Raw genomic sequence first — 16,697 nt, forward strand, 5'->3', positions numbered from 1 at the left:
AGCGCACGCGCGTCGCGATGTCGTGAGCCGGATGCCGGCGCCCTTTCGGAATCGAACCGGCGCTTTCACGCCGGCTGCGCGACCGGCTCCGCCTGCGCACGGCACACACGATTCCTGCCTTCGCGCTTCGCGCGATAGAGCGCCAGGTCCGCCTGATGCGACAGCGCGTGCACGGTTGCGGGGCGTGCGCGATGGCCGGTCGCGCAGCCGATGCTGACGGTGAAGGGCGGCACCGCATCCGCAAACCCGTCGAGCCGGTTGCGTTCCACCTCGCGGCGAATCGCCTCCGCGACCTGCGCCGCGCCGGTTTCGTCCGTATCGGGCAACACCGCGACGAACTCCTCGCCGCCGTAGCGCGCGGCGAGGTCGCCGCGCCGCCGCGTATGCGCGCGGATGCATTCGGCGAGAAAGCGCAGCGCGGTGTCGCCCACCGCGTGGCCGTGCCGGTCGTTGTACTGCTTGAAGTGATCGGCGTCGATGAACAGCAGCGACAGGCTGCCGTCGCCGCCCCGTTGCAGCCGCTCCCATTCGTCGGCCAGCGCGGTATCGAGCGCGCGGCGATTGTGCAGGCCCGTGAGCGGGTCGGTTCGAGTGAGCTCGGTCAGCAGCGTCTGCTTGCGAAGGTTGTCGCGCAACGCGAACGCTAGCAGCCAGACCACGGCGCAGAACAGCGTGCTGATCACGATGGCCGACACGCCGACCGTCCACGACAGACGACGGATGCCGGCCAGCACGTCGCTTTCGGCCGGCGCGACGACCGCGATCAGCGGCGTGCCCGGTATCCGCTGGTACGTATACAAGCGCACGACGCCGTCGATGCTCGAACGGGCGGGATAGAAGCCCGATTCGCTGTTCACCATCCGCTTGAACGATTTCGAGCGACGCAGGAGATTCATCTGGCCGTCGTTCAATGACGGGTTTCTCGCGAGGATCGTGCCGTCCGCGCGCACGATCGCGCTGACCCCGTTCGGGCCGACGTCGAGCCGGGACAGGAGCTGCTCGAAGTAAGCGAGATCGATGGCGACGACCACGATCCCGTTGAACGCATGATCGGGCCGCTCGATGCGCCGCGACAGCGCGATCGACTCCTTGCCGCCGCGCGAGCGTGCCCGATAAGGCTGGGACACGTAGAGCCCGACGTTGTCCGCGTCGCGATGGACCTTGAAGTAGTCGCGATCGCTGAAGTCCCAGCGATGGGTCGCGCCGCAGCACCCGTCGATCAGCCGGCCGCGCCTGTCGGTCACGCCCATGCCGGTGAGGTACTGGGCCGCGGTGCGCTCGAACAGCAGGTCGTGCCGCAACCCCGCGTCCATGCGCTGCACGGCCGGTTGGCCGAGATTGGCAGCCAGCGCGATCAGCGCGTTGTTCGACGTTTCGACCGTCCGCGCGATCTGGCTCGCGAGCACGGCCGCGACGTTGCGCGACGTCTCGTGCGCGTGCACGACGACTTCGCTGCGCGCGGCCCACAGCGTCACCGCGCTGATCCCGAGCGCCGCGAGCGACATCAGCGTGCCCAACGCGCCGACGACGAGCGGGTGGCGTCCGGCCCAGTCGGCGATTTTCTCGATCGAAGTGAAGGCGGGCATGCTCGCGTGCGGTTTCCGATGCCGGCTGCAATTGCGCCGGGCAAATCCGGGTTAACGGCACGGGTAACGGAAAATCGAGGCCGACATGGCCGCCGGCGGACGGCCGCGGCATCGCGAGACGAGGCGGCGCGCGCGGCCACTCCCGGAGCGGCGGAGATCCCGGTCGATTGATAACCATATCGCATCAATCATTCCGAAAATCGCACTTATCGTTTCATCAATACCGCGCCAACATGCCGGAAAACGACAATCGACCCGCCCTCCCGCGTATTCCAGGATTTTCAGGAGACACCCCGATGCATCCCTCGTCCAGCCTTCCGGCCGAACGTTCGAAGGCCGCCGCGATCTTTCGCGTCACGGCCGGCAATTTTCTCGAGCAGTTCGACTTCTTCCTGTTCGGCTTCTACGCCACGCAGATCGCCAACGTCTTCTTCCCCGCGCAAAGCGAATTCGCGTCGTTGATGATGACCTTCGCCGTGTTCGGCGCCGGCTTCCTGATGCGGCCGCTGGGCGCCATCGTGCTGGGCGCGTACATCGACGAGGTCGGCCGCCGCAAGGGCCTGATCGTCACGCTGTCCATCATGGCGAGCGGCACCATCCTGATCGCGTTCGTGCCGGGCTACGCGACGATCGGGCTGCTCGCGCCCGTGCTCGTGCTGATCGGCCGGCTGCTGCAGGGCTTCTCCGCGGGCGCCGAACTCGGCGGCGTATCGGTCTATCTCGCCGAGCTGGCGACGCCGGGCCGCAAGGGCTTCTTCACGAGCTGGCAATCGGCGAGCCAGCAGGTGGCGATCGTCGTTGCCGCGGGCCTCGGCTTCGCGCTCAATCAGTGGCTGAGCGCGGCGCAGATCGCCACCTGGGGATGGCGCGCGCCGTTCTTCGTCGGCTGCATGATCGTGCCGTTCATCTTCATGCTGCGCCGCAACCTGGAGGAAACCCGGGAATTCAAGGCGCGCAAGCATCGCCCGGGCATGAAGGAAGTGTTCGGCACGCTGGTCCAGAACTGGGGCGTCGTGATCGCCGGCATGATGCTGGTCGCGATGACCACCACGAGCTTCTACCTGATCACCGTCTATGCACCGACCTTCGGCAAGACGGTGCTGCATCTGAGCACCGCCGACAGCCTGCTCGTGACGCTCTGCGTCGGCGTGTCGAACTTCGTGTGGCTGCCGATCGGCGGGGCGCTGTCCGACCGGATCGGCCGCCGGCCGCTGCTGGTCGGCATGACGATGCTCGCCGTCGTGACCGCCTACCCGGCGCTGTCGTTCCTCGCTCACGCGCCGTCGTTCGCGAACATGCTGCTCGTCCTGCTCTGGCTGTCGTTCATGTACGGCATCTATAACGGTGCGATGGTCGTCGCGCTCACCGAAGTGATGCCGGTGCAGGTGCGCGTCGCGGGCTTCTCGCTCGCGTACAGCCTCGCGACGGCCGTGTTCGGCGGCTTCACGCCGGCCATTTCGACCGGGCTCATTCACATGACGGGCGACAAGGCCGCACCGGGCTACTGGATGAGCTTCGCCGCGGTGTGCGCGCTGCTCGCGACGTTCGCGCTCTATCGTCGCCACGCGGCGACGTTGACGCCCGCGCATTGATGTCCCGCTCATCCGGAACGTTCACTCGTACCCACGAATCCGCACGACCACGACCACGACCATGAGAAATCCGCTTCTGAAATTCTGCGCGACCGCGCTCGTCGCCACCGCGGCGGTGGCGGCCAACGTCCACAACGTACAGGCCGCCGAACTGCACGTGATGAGCTCGGGCGGCTTCACCGCCGCCTACAAGGTGCTCGGCCCCCGGTTCGCGTCCACGTCGGGCAACACGCTCGCGACCGCGCTCGGCCCGTCGATGGGCAAGTCGCCCGAAGCGATTCCGAACCGGCTCGCGCGCGGCGAGCCCGCCGACGCCGTGATCATGGTCGGCTACGCGCTGGACGACCTGATCAAGCAAGGCAAGGTCATCCCCGAATCCCGCGTCGAGCTGGCCGATTCGCGCATCGGCATGGTCGTGCGCGACGGCGCGGCGAAACCCGACATCAGCACCGCCGAAGGCCTCAAGCAGGTGCTGCTGCACGCGAAATCGATCGCCTATTCGGACAGCGCGAGCGGCGTGTACGTCGAGCGCGAGCTGTTCAGGAAGCTCGGCATCGAGGAGCAGGTGAAGTCGAAGGCGAAGATGATTCCGCGGATTCCGGTGGCGTCGGTCGTCGCGAACGGCGACTACGAAATCGGCTTCCAGCAGGTCAGCGAGCTGCTGCCCGTCAAGGGCGCGACCTTCGTCGGCAAGATTCCCGAATCGCTGCAGTCCGTCACGCGCTTCGCCGCAGGCATCCCGGTCGGCGCGCAGCACCCGCGGGAAGCGAAGGCGCTGCTCGACTATCTTGCGTCGCCCGACGTGCAGGCCGACGTGAAAGCGACCGGCCTGGATTCCGTTTCCGCACATTGAGCCCGATCGACGGAAGGCTTGGCGTCAGACCGCCTTCCCGTCACCGCCGCCGTTGGCGGCGGCAGCGTCTTCATCGGCCGCGTCCGCCGACGCCGGCCCGGCCACGGCGAGCCGCCGCACCAGCCGCGTACGATCACACGCGCCTTCCCACGACGACACGAAAATCACCGCGCACGCATTGCTGATCACGCTGGTCAGCGCGCGCGCCTCCGACATGAAGCGATCGATGCCGACCAGCAGCGCGACGCCGGCGACGGGCAGGTCGGGCATCACGGCAAGCGTCGCGACCAGCGCCACGAGCCCGCTGCCGGACACGCCGGCCGCTCCCTTGGACGTGAGCAGCATGATCGCGAGCATCGTCGCGATCTGCGGCGCGGAAAGCGGGATGTCGCACGCCTGCGCGATGAACAATGCCGCGAGCGTCAGATAGATCGCGGTACCGTCCAGATTGAACGAATAGCCGGCCGGCAGCACGAGCCCCACCACGCCCTTGTCGCAGCCGAGCGCTTCCAGCTTGACGATCAGGCGCGGCAGGACCGGCTCCGTGGACGAGGTCGCGAGGACGATCAGCAACTCCTCGCGCAGGTAGCGCAGGAGCCGCCACAGCGCGAAGCCGTGCAGCCGCGCGAGCACCAGCGCGACGAACAGCACGCAAGCCACGTAGAAGCACACCATCAGCTTCGCGAGCGAGCCGACCGAGCCGATGCCGAAGCGGCCCACCGTGAACGCCATCGCGCCGAATGCGCCGAGCGGCGCGAGCCGCATGATCATCGCCAGCACGCGAAAGACGACCTGGGCGATGCCGTCGATCAGCGCAAGAACGGGCCGGCCGGCGCGCGGGTGCGCATTCAGCGAGAAACCGAACAACAGCGACAGCAGCAGCACCGGCAACACTTCGCCGGCCGCGAATGCACCGAGCATCGTGTCCGGAATCACGCCGAGCGCGAACGCCACGAGGCTGCGTGGCTCCGCATGCCTCGCATACGGCGCCAGGATGCTCGCATCCAGATGATGAACGTCGATGTGCATGCCGGCGCCCGGTTGCAGCACGTACGCGGCGGCGAGCCCGAACGCGAGCGCGGCGGCCGTCAACAGATAGAAGAGGGCGAGCGCCCGCACGATCGTGCGGCCGATGGCCCGCCCGTCCGACAACGACGTGATGCCCGACACGATCGTGCAAAAGACGATCGGGGCGATGGTCATCTTCACGAGCGCGACGAACGCGTCGCTGAGCGGCTTGAACATCGCGCCTGCGGCCGGCCACGCGTGACCGATGCCGATGCCGAGCATCATCGCGAGCAGGACCTGCACGTAGAGCGATTTGAACAGCCGGGCCCACCTCACGATGCCGTCTTCCTTCGTTTGCGTGCCGTCGTCGTCATGCCGATGTGCCGTTGCCGGCGGCGCCGCCGCGCTTCGCGTCGACGATCATCCGGTGAAACGCCTCGGCGGCCGGCGTCAGCGAGCGCCCGCGCCGTTTGACGATGCCCACGCGCCGTTTCACGGCCGGCTCGACGAGCGGCACGCTCGTGAGGACAGGGTGGTCATGCCCCGGCATCGCCATCGACGGCACCGCGGCGACGCCGAGCCCCGCCTCGATCAGGCCGAGCAGGGTCGTGACGTGGCGCGCCTCGCACACGCTCGGCTTACGCGGCGCGACGGCCGCCAGCGCCTGGTCGAGCAGCAGGCGGTTACCGGAAGTCTTGTCCACCGACACGTAATCGTGCTCGTAGAGTTCGCTCCAGGTCACGCGCTTCCGGCGCGCGAGCGGGTGGTCGCGACGACAGGCGGCGACGAACCGTTCCTGGAGCAACACCTTGAACTCGATCTCGGCCTCCTGGCTGCCGAGGAAGCTCACGCCGAAATCCGCCTCGCCGCTGATGACGGCGCCGAGCACGTCGTTCGCGCCGGCGTCGAGCAGTTTCACCCGGATGCGCGGAAAGCGCTGATGATAGCGGGCGATGATGGGCGGCAGGAAGTAGTAGGCGACCGACGGCACGCAGGCGATCGTCACATGGCCCAGGCGGCTCGACGACACGTCGCGGATGCCGAGCAGCGCGGCGTCGAGATCGTCGAGCAGTTGTTCGGCGCTCTGCGCGAACACGCGGCCGACGGTGGTGAGCGCGACGCGGCGCGTGGTGCGCTCGAAGAGCCGCACGCCGAGCGCGTCTTCGAGCTTGTCGATCCGGCGGCTCAACGCAGGCTGGGAAAGGTTGACCGCATCGGCGGCCTTGCGGAAACTGCCCGTTTCCACCACCGCGCGAAACGCCTGCAAGTCCGTCAAATCGAAGTTGATGCTCACGGGTGAATCTCCGCCACTCAGGATGCGCAGCATTTTGCATGATTCCGCCGGCATCATGCGTGTGGCGTCGTCCGTGCGGCGGCGATCGCGCGGCGCGGCGTGCCGCCGGGCCGGTCACGATGCCGAGGGCCGCGGCGCGAATCGATCGATCCGCGCCGCTTCCTGATGTACCGTATCGCTTTTGGCCGGGCAATGCTTCGGCGCGGCGCCGGCCATTCGGGCGAGCCGCTCTCTTCAACGGATTCCAGCATGCGCATTCCACCGCTCAAGGCCATCATCGCGTTCGAAAGCGTCGCCCGGACCAAAAGCGTCAACCGCGCGGCGGAAGAGCTCGGCCTGACCGCGTCCGCCGTGAGCCATCAGCTCAGCAACCTCGAATCGCAGATCGGTCAGCCGCTGTTTCAGCGCGCCGGGCGCGGCCTCGTCCTCACGCCGACCGGCGAGCGCTATCTGGCCGACGTCACCGGCTCGCTGGCCGACCTGAGCCGCGCGACCGAGCGCGCGTCGAGCCGCACGGAAGTCGATATCCTGCGCGTGCATTCGAGCCCGAGCTTCGGGCTGATGTGGCTGCTGCCGCGACTGTCGTCGTTCCAGGAGGCGAACGGCGATATCCAGCTGAACCTCGCGTGCTCATACGAAAACGTGTCGTTCTCGAATGGCTTCTACGACATCGACGTCCGGCACGGCTACGGCAACTGGGACAATCTCGAGGTCCGGACCGTGCGCGGCGAATTCATCGCGCCGCTCGCGTCGCCGCGCTATCTCGAACGGCATTCGGTGAACGCGCCGGAAGACCTGCTCGCGCATCGTCTGATCTATTCCGAAACGCCGCTGGTCCAGTGGAAACAGTGGTTCGGGCGGACCGGCGTCCCGCTTGCGGCCCAGAAGACCTTCGATTTTTCGTTCGACCGTTCATACATGTCGCTCGAAACCGCCGCGCTCGGCCTCGGCATCGCGCTCGAAAGCCTGATGCTCGCGTCGGTGAAGATCCGCGAAGGGCTGCTGGTGCCGGTCTTCGGCGCGGCCCACGCGGTCGAAGTCGGCGCGCATCATCTCGTGTACCCGCGGCAGAACGCGGAACTGCCGCGCGTGAAGCGCTTCCTCGCGTGGATCGAGCGGGAGGTCGCCGCTCACGAGCGGGCGGATTGAACGACACGTCCGGCGGCGCCCCCCCGATGTTGCGGTGCAGCACCGGCAGCCGGCCGATATCTGAAATTTTCTCAACTATGGCTGAACGTTTCCGCGTTGATGCGGGTGCCCGGTGAGCCGACACTCTGGACAACACATCAACACAGGAGACAAGCGATGTTGCTCGACAACCAGGCCATCATCGTGACCGGCGCCGCGTCGCCACGCGGTATCGGCAAGGCCACGGCCCGCGCGCTGGCCGCGCAGGGCGCACGCGTGGCGATCCTCGACCTTCGCCGCGAAGACGCGGAAGCGGCCGCCGCCGAACTCGGCCGCGACCATCTCGGCCTCGCATGCGACGTCACCGACCGCGACGCATGCGTGGCGGCCGCCCACGCGGCGCTGGAGCACTTCGGCCGCATCGACGGCCTCGTGAACAACGCCGGCATCACGCAGCCCGTGCGCACGCTGGATATCTCGGCGCGCGACTTCGATGCGATCGTCGACGTGAACCTGCGCGGCACGCTGTACATGTCGCAAGCGGTGCTGCCCGCGATGAAGGCGCAGCGCGGCGGCAGCATCGTCTGCATGTCGTCGGTCTCCGCGCAACGCGGCGGCGGCATTTTCGGCGGGCCGCACTACAGCGCCGCCAAGGCCGGCGTGCTCGGCCTCGCGAAGGCGATGGCGCGCGAATTCGGCGCCGACCGGATCCGCGTCAATTCGATCGCGCCCGGCCTGATCCAGACCGACATCACCGGCGACAAGCTGACGCCCGACATGCGCGAGGACATCATCAAGGGCATTCCGCTCGGCCGGCTCGGCGATGCCGCCGATGTCGCCAATGCGTGCCTGTTCCTGCTGAGCGACCTGTCGAGCTACCTGACGGGCGTCACGCTCGACGTCAATGGCGGGATGCTGATTCACTGAGAACGGCGTCGCCCGATAAGCGGCGCCAACCATCATGCACCCGGGACAACCCGGGGCCATGGCAGGAGACAGACATGAGAGCAAAGTACCCCGCATCGCCGGTTCAGGGCGAGACGCTGCAACGGGACGACGCGCAGACCTTCGAGACCGCCACATACGCGAAGGTGGCGCGCAGGCTGATCCCGTTCCTGATGTTGTGCTACCTCGGCGCGTATCTCGACCGCGTCAACGTCGGGTTCGCGAAACTGCAGATGCTCAACGACCTGCGTTTCAGCGAGGCCGTCTACGGCATGGGCGCGGGCATCTTCTTCCTCGGCTATTTCGTGTTCGAGGTGCCGAGCAACCTGATCCTGCATCGCGTCGGCGCGCGCCGCTGGCTCGCGCGCATCATGCTGACGTGGGCGGTGATCTCGGCGAGCTTCGTGTTCGTCAAGTCGCCCACCGCGTTCTACGCGCTGCGGTTTCTGCTCGGCGTCGCCGAAGCGGGCTTTGCGCCGGGCGTGATCCTGTACCTCACGTACTGGTTCCCGTCCGCGCGGCGCGCGAAGGCGCTGTCGCTGTTCTTCATGGCGATTCCGCTCGCCGGGATCGTCGGCGGGCCGCTGTCGGGCGCGATCATGCACGCGCTGCACGGCGCGATGTCGCTGGCCGGCTGGAAGTGGTTGTTCCTGCTCGAGGCGCTGCCGTCGTTCGTGCTGGGCTTCGCGATCCTGCTGTATCTCGACGACGGCATCGCCGGCGCGACATGGCTGACCGACGCCGAAAAGGCCTTGCTCGCACGCAACGTATCGGCCGACGCCGAGCACACCACTGCCCATGCATCGATCCGTACGTTCGTCGCGGACCGTCGCCTCTGGCTGATGGCGGCGATCTACTTCTGTGTCGTGCTCGGGCAATACGGCCTCACGTTCTGGCTGCCGACGATCATCCGCAAGGCGGGCGTGGCCGATCCGCTGTGGGTCGGCCTGTTGACCGCGATTCCGTATGCCTGCGCGATAGTCGCGCTGCCGCTGATCGGCATCAGCGCGGATCGCCGCCGCGAGCGCCGTTTCCATCTCGCGGTGCCGATGCTGGTCGCGGCGGCGGGGTTCGCGACGTTGCCGATGCTCGGTAGCGTCGGCGCGTCGATCGTATGCCTGAGTATCGCGTCCGCCGGCATCCTCGCGTCGTCGTCGCAGTTCTGGTCGCTGCCCACCGCATTGCTGGGCGGGATGTCGGCGGCAGCCGGCATCGCCGCGGTCAACTGCTTTGCCAACCTCGCGGGTTTCTTCTCGCCGGCGATCGTCGGCTGGCTGAACGACCTGACCGGCAAGTCGACCGCGGGACTCGTGTTCATCTCCATCGCGATCACGGCCGGCGCGCTGCTGGTGTTCCTCGTGCCCCGATCCGTCAACCGCTGATTCGATTCGTATTCCTTCCCACATGGAGCTATCGATGGATACCGAAACCACTCATGAACCGGTCACGCTCGCCGAGCGCGCGTACCGCATCCGAAGAAACGCCGTGCTGATGGGCGAAGTGCAGGGGCAGGGCTATGTCGGCCAGGCGCTCGACATCGCCGACGTGCTGGCCGTCGCGTATTTCGGCGCGATGCGCTATCGCGCCGACGATCCCGAATGGGAAGGGCGCGACCGCTTCCTGCTGTCGAACGGGCACTACGCGATCGCGCTGTACGCGGCGCTGTTCGAAGCCGGCATCCTGCCGGCCGCTGAACTCGAAACCTATGGCAGCGACGACAGTCGCCTACCGATGTCGGGCATGGCGAGCTACACGCCCGGCATGGAAATGTCCGGCGGCTCGCTCGGGCAGGGGCTGACGATCGCGGTCGGCCGTTGTCTCGGCCTGAAGCGTAAGGGCTCGGATGCGTTCGTCTATACGCTGTTCTCGGACGGCGAGCTCGACGAAGGCGCGATCTGGGAAGGGCTGATGTCGGCCGCGCACTGGAAGCTCGACAACCTGATCGCGATCGTCGACGTGAACAACCAGCAGGCCGACGGCCCGTCGACCCAGATCATGGCGTTCGAGCCGCTGGTCGACAAGCTCGAGGCGTTCGGCTGGTACGTGCAACGCGTGGACGGCAACGACATCGATGCGGTCAAGCGCGCGTTCGACCACGCGCGCCGGCATCACGCGCCGCAGCCGCGCATCATCGTCTGCGACACGAGGATGGGGTGCGGCGTGCCGTTCCTCGAAGCACGCGAAAAAAGCCATTTCATCCGGGTCGATGCGCACGAGTGGCAACTCGCGCTCGACGCACTCGAAGCAGGGAGACACGCATGAGCACCGTCGACAACAAGCCGCGCCTGAAGACCTCGGCGATGATCGCCTCCATCGCGGCGGAAGGGCAGGCGACCCGCGCCGCGCCGTTCGGCCATGCGCTGACCGAACTCGCACGCACGAACGGCAACGTGATCGGCATGACGGCCGATCTCGGCAAGTACACCGACCTGCACGTCTTCGCGAAGGCATTTCCCGAGCGTTACTACCAGATGGGCATGGCGGAGCAATTGCTGATGGGCGCCGCCGCGGGATTTGCGCACGAAGGCGCGCAGCCGTTCGTCACGACCTATGCGGTGTTTGCAACGCGCCGCGCGTACGACTTCATTCATCAGGCGATTGCCGAGGACAATCTCGATGTGAAGCTCGTCTGCGCGCTGCCGGGGCTCACGACCGGCTACGGGCCGAGCCACCAGGCCGCCGAGGATCTCGCGCTGATGCGCGCGATGCCGAACATGACCGTGATCGATCCGTGCGACGCGCTGGACATCGAGCAGATGGTGCCGGCCATCGCCGCGCACAACGGGCCGGTGTATGCCCGTCTGCTGCGCGGCAACGTGCCGGCCGTGCTCGACGAATACGATTACCGTTTCGAACTCGGCAAGGCCAAGCTGCTGCGCGACGGCAACGACGTTCTGATGATCTCGTCCGGCATCATGACGATGCGTGCGCTCGAGGTCGCGAAGGCGCTCGAAGCCGACCGCGTCGACGTCGCCGTGCTGCACGTACCGACGATCAAGCCGCTCGACACGGCGACCATCGTCCGCGAGGCCGCGCGCAAAGGGCGCATGGTCATCGTCGCGGAGAACCATACGGCGATCGGCGGGCTTGGCGAAGCGGTGGCGACCACGCTGCTCGGGGCCGGCGTTACAGTGCCGTTTCGGCAGATCGCCCTGCCGGATGCGTATCTCGCGGCGGGCGCGTTGCCGACGTTGCACGAGCGGTACGGGATCTCGGTCGGCGCGATGCGAGCGACTATCAGGTCGTGGCTCGGATGATCGGCCGACCGTCCTGGCGTCGCGTGCGCCGTTCGCGATCCGAATCGCTGCTTGACCCGGCTCGGTTACGTCTGACATACCGGTCCGACACGACGGACCGTCGCTGGATCCACGCGACGGCGAGTTCGAGCGCCTGGTCGCATGCTTCGCGGGTATCGGCGAAGTCGCCGTCGACGCCGAGCGTCCGGGTTTCCCCGTCGCGATCCGTGAGGATCGCCGCCGCCGAGTAGCGGCCCGTCTCCGTGTCGGTCACCACGGCCCGGACCTCATATCCGCCATGTTCGAGCGTCCTGTTGGTATGCATCGGGTGCCTCCTGCAGGAAAATTCGACAGGTGTGACGACGCGCTGGCGCCGCCGCGAAAGCGGGGCGCCAGCACTTCATGCCGCAAGCGCAAGCGCGGGATGCCGGCAAGCGTCGCGGGTCGCGCCGGTCGATGAAACGCGGCCGGCGCGTCCGCTTACGCCGCCGTCACCTGGATGCGCCGCGGCTTCGCTTCTTCGCGCCGCGGGATGCTCAGTTTCAGCACGCCGTCGCGCAGTTGCGCGTCGATGCGCGACACGTCGAAGTCCGGGCTGAGCGTAAAGGCGCGCGAGAAGTGCGGATGCTGCACTTCGCCGTGCTGCAGGCGCAGCCCCGGTGGCGTCGGAATGACGGCCTCCGCTTCGATCGCAAGGCTGCCGTCATGCACGCGGACGTCGAGCTTTTCGCGCGGCACGCCCGGCAAGTCCGCGTACAACGTGATGCCGTGCGTATCCTCGACGATGTCGACGGCTGGCGCAATCCGCGTGCGCGGCGTGTCGCGCCGAGCCGGTTCGCGGCTCGTCACGGCCGTCCCGGTATCGGCCGAACGGGTCGTCAATTCAGTCGTGTTGGTGTCACTCATGATGTCCTCCGTCATGCGCTCGTGACGTTGCGCTGTTGTTTACTGGACGGTAATCGCCCGCGGCTTCGATGCTTCCGACTTGCCGACGGTGATCGTCAGGCAGCCGTTCGTATAGCGGGCCTCGATCTTGTCGGGGTCCGCATGCGGCGGCAGTTCGACCACGCGGCGGAACGCGCCCATGAACCGCTCGTTCGCGTAGACGCGCCGCTCGTCGTCGGCCGTGGCGCCGTCCGGGGGCGTGCGCTCGCCGCTGATCGTCAGCAGCCGGCGATCGACCGAGATGTCGATCTTCGCGGGGTCGAGACCCGGCGCGAACGCGACGATCTCGACCGTATCGTCGGTGCTGCCGATATTGACCGGTGGAAACGCACCGGGCCGCGGGGCGCGCAGGCTGGCCGGAAAACCCGTGAACATGCCGGCCATCTGCCGTTGCAGGCGGTCGAATTCCGCCAGCAGATCGGAGGGGAAGAAGATATCGCTCATGACTCGCTCCTGTTGTACCCCTGCGGGGGATGAACCGGACCACGCGCTCCAGTTCGTCCATCCGCGATGAGGGTCGCTGACTAACAAATCGAAACACGCAGCGCGTAAGCCGCGACTGCCTTGAGCGATACCTAAAATAGGATGCGTCGAGCGAATTTCAAGAGGGGAGCGCACGCGATCCGCAGGTAGTCGGTCACGTGGCGCGTAGCCGGCTCGCTGCCGCGCATTGGCGGCTGGTGGAGAGAGCGGGCACGGAGAGGAAGAAAAGGCGGAATTTGCAACGCATGCGAATGGACGCGGCGGCGTGGCTACGCCGTCGCGCCGGTTTCGTGCGCTCAACGCGCCGGGCCCGACGGCGGCTTCACTTCGGAGAGGTCGTCCTCGCGAACCTCGGCCTGACGCACCGTGGTACCGTCGTCGCCGGTTTCGGAAATATCGGTTTCGAAGGTCGACTGCCCGTCGTCGGGTTTCTGGGCAGGTTTCGCGTCGCCGTCCTGTTTGTCCGGCTGTTGCTGTTGACGTGTCATTTTGCGCTCCTTGTCGCAACGGGGAATGTTGCGCACCTAGCAGTGAGCAAGGCGCGGGCCACGCGCATGCGGATCCCGACCCGAGCGGTACGGCCCCATTCGTTGTCGCCGAAAATTGACGCCGCTGGGCCAGGGACTGCTGCCGGCGATTACGTCCATCGTGGAGGTCGGGTCGCGCCTGCTCCTTTCCGGCCACGCGGCGATCACCGCGGCCCGCCGCCATCGCGCGGGCTATTGCGCCCCCGTCGTCCGCATCCGCTTCGTATTCGGCAACGGCGCGTGCTGCATCGGCCCCTTGACGAGTTCGCTCATCCCGTCGCGGATCCAGCAGTTGGCCGGCTCGTGATGAAAGCGCGGATGCCAGTGCAGATAAAGCTCGTACGTGGGGGCGGCAGTCAGATCGCGATGCTGGCAGGGCTGCGGCATCGCTTCTAGCGTACGAACGGCGCGCACCGGCCTGCGCGCGTGCCGATCCGGACAGTCTCGTCACGACGATCCGTGAACGAATCGCCGTGTACGACATCACGCCGGAGCCACGCTTTACGCGTCTTTCAGCCAGGGCATTTCCACGGGCGACACGACCAGTTGCCGGAATTCGCGTTTCAGATCGAAGATGAATCCGACCAGAATCATCGAGTCGGCGTAAGGAATCGGAAAGACTTGCGGATTTTCCGGCGTACGCAGCGGGCGCTCCGGCGTGTCCGCCGTCGCCGCGGCGTTTTCGCGAACGCTTTCCAGGTCGTCTGCCATGGCCGGGCCACCGGCTTTCAGCACGCGGCTACGCAGGTCGCTGAAGGGTTCGATGCGCGCGGCGTCTTCGTGGTACTCGGGCACTTCATAAACGAACCAGGACATTGTCGTCTCCCATGAGAAGGGGCGCTATTCTAACGCTACGCGAGGATCCACCGAAAATGGAGGCCGCCCACTTCTCCACGCATGTCTACGCGCCCTGCGAAGTCATCGCATCTCAGGCGGATCGCGGCAATGTCACGCTTCGGATAAAGCCTGATGCGCCGCGCGAACAACCGCGTCTACCGTAATGTCGAACTTGTCGTACACATCCTTGATTTTCCCGGACTCGCCAAAGCCGTGCATTCCGACGAACCGGCCTTGCGGACCGATGTACCGCTCCCATCCCAGTTCGACCGCTGCCTCGACCGCGACTCTCGCGGGAGAAGTGCCGAGCACGGCCCGTTGATAGTCGCGTGGCTGTTCCTCGAAGAGCAGGCGGCACGGCATCGATACAACGGCTGTCGGCACTCCTTCCTGTTGCAGGATGTCGCGCGCCTGGACGGCGAGGTCGACTTCCGAACCTGTCGCGAGCAGCGTGAGTTGGCGCGGCCCGCCATCGGCCTCCCGCAAGATATAGGCGCCCCGCGCCGACTTGTTTTCGTTTCCAGGCTCGTTGCGCAGGAGCGGCACCGGCTGGCGCGACAATGCGAGCAGTGCGGCCCGGCGGGGCTGTTCGAGAATCAGTTCCCAACACTCTGCCGTTTCGACCGGATCGGCCGGCCGGTAGACGGCGAGTTGGGGAATGGCCCGAAGGGCGGCAAGGTGTTCGACGGGTTGATGAGTCGGGCCATCTTCTCCGAGACCGATGGAATCGTGCGTCATCACGAAGATGGATCGCACCCGCATCATCGCGCTCAACCGGATCGCCGGACGGCAGTAGTCCGAAAAACACAGGAAGGTGCCACCGTACGGAATGAGGCCTCCATGAAGCGCGATGCCGTTCATGGCCGCGGCCATGCCGTGTTCGCGCACGCCGTAGTGGAGGTATGAACCTTTGAACCGGCCGGGCTCGATCGCGATCTGGTTCTTCGTCCTCGTATTGTTGGACTGCGTCAGATCCGCGGAGCCGCCCAGCAATTCCGGAATCGCGTCGACGAGATGATCGAGCACCGCACCGCTGGCCTTGCGGGTGGCCATTGCACTGCCACTGGCAATAAATGCCTGCCGTGCCGCCGCGATCGCCGCCTGCCAGTTATCCGGGAGCTTTCCGGCATTGCGCCGGTCGAATTCGGTGCGTAGCGCCTGCGGCGCCCGGCGGACACGCTCGTCCCACGCGAGTCTCGTCTTGCGGCCGCGCGCGCCGATCTCCCGCCATGCTTTCAGCAAGTCATCCGGGATTTCAAACGGCGGCGAATGCCAATCGAGGGCTTGGCGTGCGCCCGCGATTTCATCCTCGCCCGGCGCATCGCTATGGGCTTTCTCGGTTCCAGCCTTCGTCGGAAAGCCGAACCCGATGATCGTCTTGCATGCGATCAGGGTCGGCCGGTCAGGCGTTGCGCGGGCGGTCGCGATAGCGTTCCGGATCGCATCCGTGTCGTGACCGTCGATTTCCAGGACGTGCCATCCCGCCGAGTGAAAGCGCTCGATCTCGTTGTCCGAGACCGCGAGCCGGGTGGCGCCGTCGATGGAAATCGAATTGTTGTCCCAAAACGCGATCAGTCTGCCCAACCGTAGGTGGCCGGCCAACGAAATGGCCTCGTGGCTGATGCCTTCCATCAGGCAACCGTCACCGAGAAATACGTATGTGTAGTGATCGACGAGATCGTCGCCGAAGTGCGCATTCATCACGCGCTCGGCCAACGCCATGCCGACGGATTCCGCGATGCCTTGTCCGAGGGGACCGGTAGTCAGTTCGATTCCGTCGGCGTGCGAGTACTCCGGGTGACCCGGCGTCTTGCTGCCGACTTGCCGGAACCGCTTCAGCTCGTCAATGGTCATGTCGGCATAGCCGGTGAGATAGAGAAGGCTGTAGAGCAGCATCGACGCGTGTCCGTTGGAAAGGATCAACCGGTCGCGATCGATCCAGTGGGGCGCCGATGCATCGAATTGCATGAACTCCTTGAACAGGACCGTCGCGACGTCAGCCAGCCCCATTGGCGCACCAGGATGGCCGCTGTTGGCTTTCTGTACTGCGTCCATGGTGAGGAAGCGGATACAGTTCGCCAGCGCGCGAAGATGGGGGTCTCGTGGGGACGGTATTGCTTTTGCAGCCGTCCCGGAGTTTGCGGTGGGATCGCTCATCGGTTCTCCTGTCTTGGTCGGGAAAGACGAGGCTGCGGTGCAATATGCATACCTTCTCGACGGGGATGGGGTCTCTGGCTGGTTTGGGATTCGACCCTTTTAAATT

General features: G+C 66.3%; 16 protein-coding genes and 1 pseudogene. 7 read left to right on the top strand and 10 right to left on the bottom strand.

Going from position 1 to position 16,697, the window contains the following annotated elements; translation table 11 throughout:
• Window positions 1-65 precede the first annotated feature (65 nt).
• Window positions 66-1,586, bottom strand: a complete 1,521-nt coding sequence (locus LGN10_RS16620) for a sensor domain-containing diguanylate cyclase (protein WP_226224306.1) — start codon at window positions 1,584-1,586, stop codon at window positions 66-68.
• Window positions 1,587-1,882: 296 nt separating this feature from the next.
• Between LGN10_RS16620 and LGN10_RS16625 the strand changes: the two genes are divergently transcribed.
• Both LGN10_RS16625 and LGN10_RS16630 read left to right on the top strand, forming a co-directional pair.
• Window positions 1,883-3,178 (top strand): MFS transporter, encoded by a 1,296-nt coding sequence (locus LGN10_RS16625; protein WP_124657445.1) that lies wholly within the window; start codon window positions 1,883-1,885, stop codon window positions 3,176-3,178.
• 61 nt (window positions 3,179-3,239) lie between these two features.
• Entirely contained in the window at window positions 3,240-4,031 is a 792-nt protein-coding gene (locus LGN10_RS16630; protein WP_059577966.1) for a substrate-binding domain-containing protein, read from the top strand.
• A 24-nt stretch (window positions 4,032-4,055) separates the two neighbouring features.
• On the opposite strand, the gene dctA is transcribed toward LGN10_RS16630, so the two are convergent.
• Together dctA and LGN10_RS16640 are read right to left on the bottom strand one after the other, a co-directional pair.
• Window positions 4,056-5,375: a C4-dicarboxylate transporter DctA gene (gene dctA / locus LGN10_RS16635; protein ID WP_226224307.1), complete on the bottom strand. Its 1,320-nt coding sequence runs from the start codon at window positions 5,373-5,375 to the stop codon at window positions 4,056-4,058.
• 34 nt (window positions 5,376-5,409) lie between these two features.
• The gene (locus LGN10_RS16640; RefSeq protein ID WP_059578053.1) at window positions 5,410-6,333 is read right to left on the bottom strand and encodes a LysR family transcriptional regulator; all 924 of its coding nucleotides are present in this window, start codon (window positions 6,331-6,333) and stop codon (window positions 5,410-5,412) included.
• A 249-nt stretch (window positions 6,334-6,582) separates the two neighbouring features.
• Between LGN10_RS16640 and LGN10_RS16645 the strand changes: the two genes are divergently transcribed.
• The 5 genes from LGN10_RS16645 (at window position 6,583) to LGN10_RS16665 (ending at window position 11,663) form a co-directional block, all read left to right on the top strand.
• On the top strand, window positions 6,583-7,482 hold the full coding sequence (locus tag LGN10_RS16645; RefSeq protein WP_104013333.1) for a LysR substrate-binding domain-containing protein: 900 nt from the start codon (window positions 6,583-6,585) through the stop codon (window positions 7,480-7,482).
• Window positions 7,483-7,638: 156 nt separating this feature from the next.
• Window positions 7,639-8,388: an SDR family NAD(P)-dependent oxidoreductase gene (locus LGN10_RS16650; RefSeq protein ID WP_059577973.1), complete on the top strand. Its 750-nt coding sequence runs from the start codon at window positions 7,639-7,641 to the stop codon at window positions 8,386-8,388.
• Window positions 8,389-8,462: 74 nt separating this feature from the next.
• Window positions 8,463-9,788, top strand: a complete 1,326-nt coding sequence (locus LGN10_RS16655) for an MFS transporter (RefSeq protein ID WP_099318467.1) — start codon at window positions 8,463-8,465, stop codon at window positions 9,786-9,788.
• Window positions 9,789-9,822: 34 nt separating this feature from the next.
• A complete protein-coding gene (locus LGN10_RS16660; RefSeq protein WP_099318466.1) occupies window positions 9,823-10,668 on the top strand; it encodes a transketolase in 846 nt (281 codons plus the stop codon).
• Entirely contained in the window at window positions 10,665-11,663 is a 999-nt protein-coding gene (locus LGN10_RS16665; RefSeq protein WP_060310363.1) for a transketolase family protein, read from the top strand. Before LGN10_RS16660 ends, LGN10_RS16665 begins: the two co-directional genes overlap by 4 nt.
• Window positions 11,664-11,730: 67 nt before the next feature.
• On the opposite strand, the pseudogene LGN10_RS16670 reads toward LGN10_RS16665, so the two are convergent.
• From LGN10_RS16670 to tkt, 7 genes and pseudogenes are all read right to left on the bottom strand, one after another.
• Window positions 11,731-11,967, bottom strand: a pseudogene (locus LGN10_RS16670) (hypothetical protein); the annotation flags it as partial.
• Between the two features lie 155 nt (window positions 11,968-12,122).
• Entirely contained in the window at window positions 12,123-12,548 is a 426-nt protein-coding gene (locus LGN10_RS16675; RefSeq protein WP_059578060.1) for an Hsp20/alpha crystallin family protein, read from the bottom strand.
• 39 nt (window positions 12,549-12,587) lie between these two features.
• Window positions 12,588-13,031: an Hsp20/alpha crystallin family protein gene (locus LGN10_RS16680; protein ID WP_059577984.1), complete on the bottom strand. Its 444-nt coding sequence runs from the start codon at window positions 13,029-13,031 to the stop codon at window positions 12,588-12,590.
• Window positions 13,032-13,366: 335 nt separating this feature from the next.
• A complete protein-coding gene (locus LGN10_RS16685; RefSeq protein ID WP_059637432.1) occupies window positions 13,367-13,558 on the bottom strand; it encodes a hypothetical protein in 192 nt (63 codons plus the stop codon).
• 231 nt (window positions 13,559-13,789) lie between these two features.
• Window positions 13,790-13,984 carry a hypothetical protein gene (locus LGN10_RS16690; RefSeq protein ID WP_226224309.1) on the bottom strand — a complete coding sequence of 65 codons (195 nt, stop codon included), beginning with the start codon at window positions 13,982-13,984 and terminating at the stop codon, window positions 13,790-13,792.
• 114 nt (window positions 13,985-14,098) lie between these two features.
• On the bottom strand, window positions 14,099-14,413 hold the full coding sequence (locus LGN10_RS16695) for a hypothetical protein (protein WP_060011064.1): 315 nt from the start codon (window positions 14,411-14,413) through the stop codon (window positions 14,099-14,101).
• A 132-nt stretch (window positions 14,414-14,545) separates the two neighbouring features.
• Window positions 14,546-16,591 carry a transketolase gene (gene tkt, locus LGN10_RS16700; RefSeq protein WP_226224310.1) on the bottom strand — a complete coding sequence of 682 codons (2,046 nt, stop codon included), beginning with the start codon at window positions 16,589-16,591 and terminating at the stop codon, window positions 14,546-14,548.
• Window positions 16,592-16,697 lie beyond the last annotated feature (106 nt).

It is taken from the genome of Burkholderia sp. AU32262 (genome assembly GCF_020419985.1).
Lineage (GTDB): Bacteria > Pseudomonadota > Gammaproteobacteria > Burkholderiales > Burkholderiaceae > Burkholderia > Burkholderia semiarida.

Coding starts and splice junctions, on each gene's coding strand:
- LGN10_RS16620 (WP_226224306.1), bottom strand. CDS start 1,586: ATGCCCGCCTTCACTTCGATCGAGAAAATCGCCGACTGGGCCGGACGC.
- LGN10_RS16625 (WP_124657445.1), top strand. CDS start 1,883: ATGCATCCCTCGTCCAGCCTTCCGGCCGAACGTTCGAAGGCCGCCGCG.
- LGN10_RS16630 (WP_059577966.1), top strand. CDS start 3,240: ATGAGAAATCCGCTTCTGAAATTCTGCGCGACCGCGCTCGTCGCCACC.
- LGN10_RS16645 (WP_104013333.1), top strand. CDS start 6,583: ATGCGCATTCCACCGCTCAAGGCCATCATCGCGTTCGAAAGCGTCGCC.
- LGN10_RS16650 (WP_059577973.1), top strand. CDS start 7,639: ATGTTGCTCGACAACCAGGCCATCATCGTGACCGGCGCCGCGTCGCCA.
- LGN10_RS16655 (WP_099318467.1), top strand. CDS start 8,463: ATGAGAGCAAAGTACCCCGCATCGCCGGTTCAGGGCGAGACGCTGCAA.
- LGN10_RS16660 (WP_099318466.1), top strand. CDS start 9,823: ATGGATACCGAAACCACTCATGAACCGGTCACGCTCGCCGAGCGCGCG.
- LGN10_RS16665 (WP_060310363.1), top strand. CDS start 10,665: ATGAGCACCGTCGACAACAAGCCGCGCCTGAAGACCTCGGCGATGATC.
- LGN10_RS16675 (WP_059578060.1), bottom strand. CDS start 12,548: ATGAGTGACACCAACACGACTGAATTGACGACCCGTTCGGCCGATACC.
- LGN10_RS16680 (WP_059577984.1), bottom strand. CDS start 13,031: ATGAGCGATATCTTCTTCCCCTCCGATCTGCTGGCGGAATTCGACCGC.
- LGN10_RS16685 (WP_059637432.1), bottom strand. CDS start 13,558: ATGACACGTCAACAGCAACAGCCGGACAAACAGGACGGCGACGCGAAA.
- LGN10_RS16690 (WP_226224309.1), bottom strand. CDS start 13,984: ATGCCGCAGCCCTGCCAGCATCGCGATCTGACTGCCGCCCCCACGTAC.
- LGN10_RS16695 (WP_060011064.1), bottom strand. CDS start 14,413: ATGTCCTGGTTCGTTTATGAAGTGCCCGAGTACCACGAAGACGCCGCG.
- tkt (WP_226224310.1), bottom strand. CDS start 16,591: ATGAGCGATCCCACCGCAAACTCCGGGACGGCTGCAAAAGCAATACCG.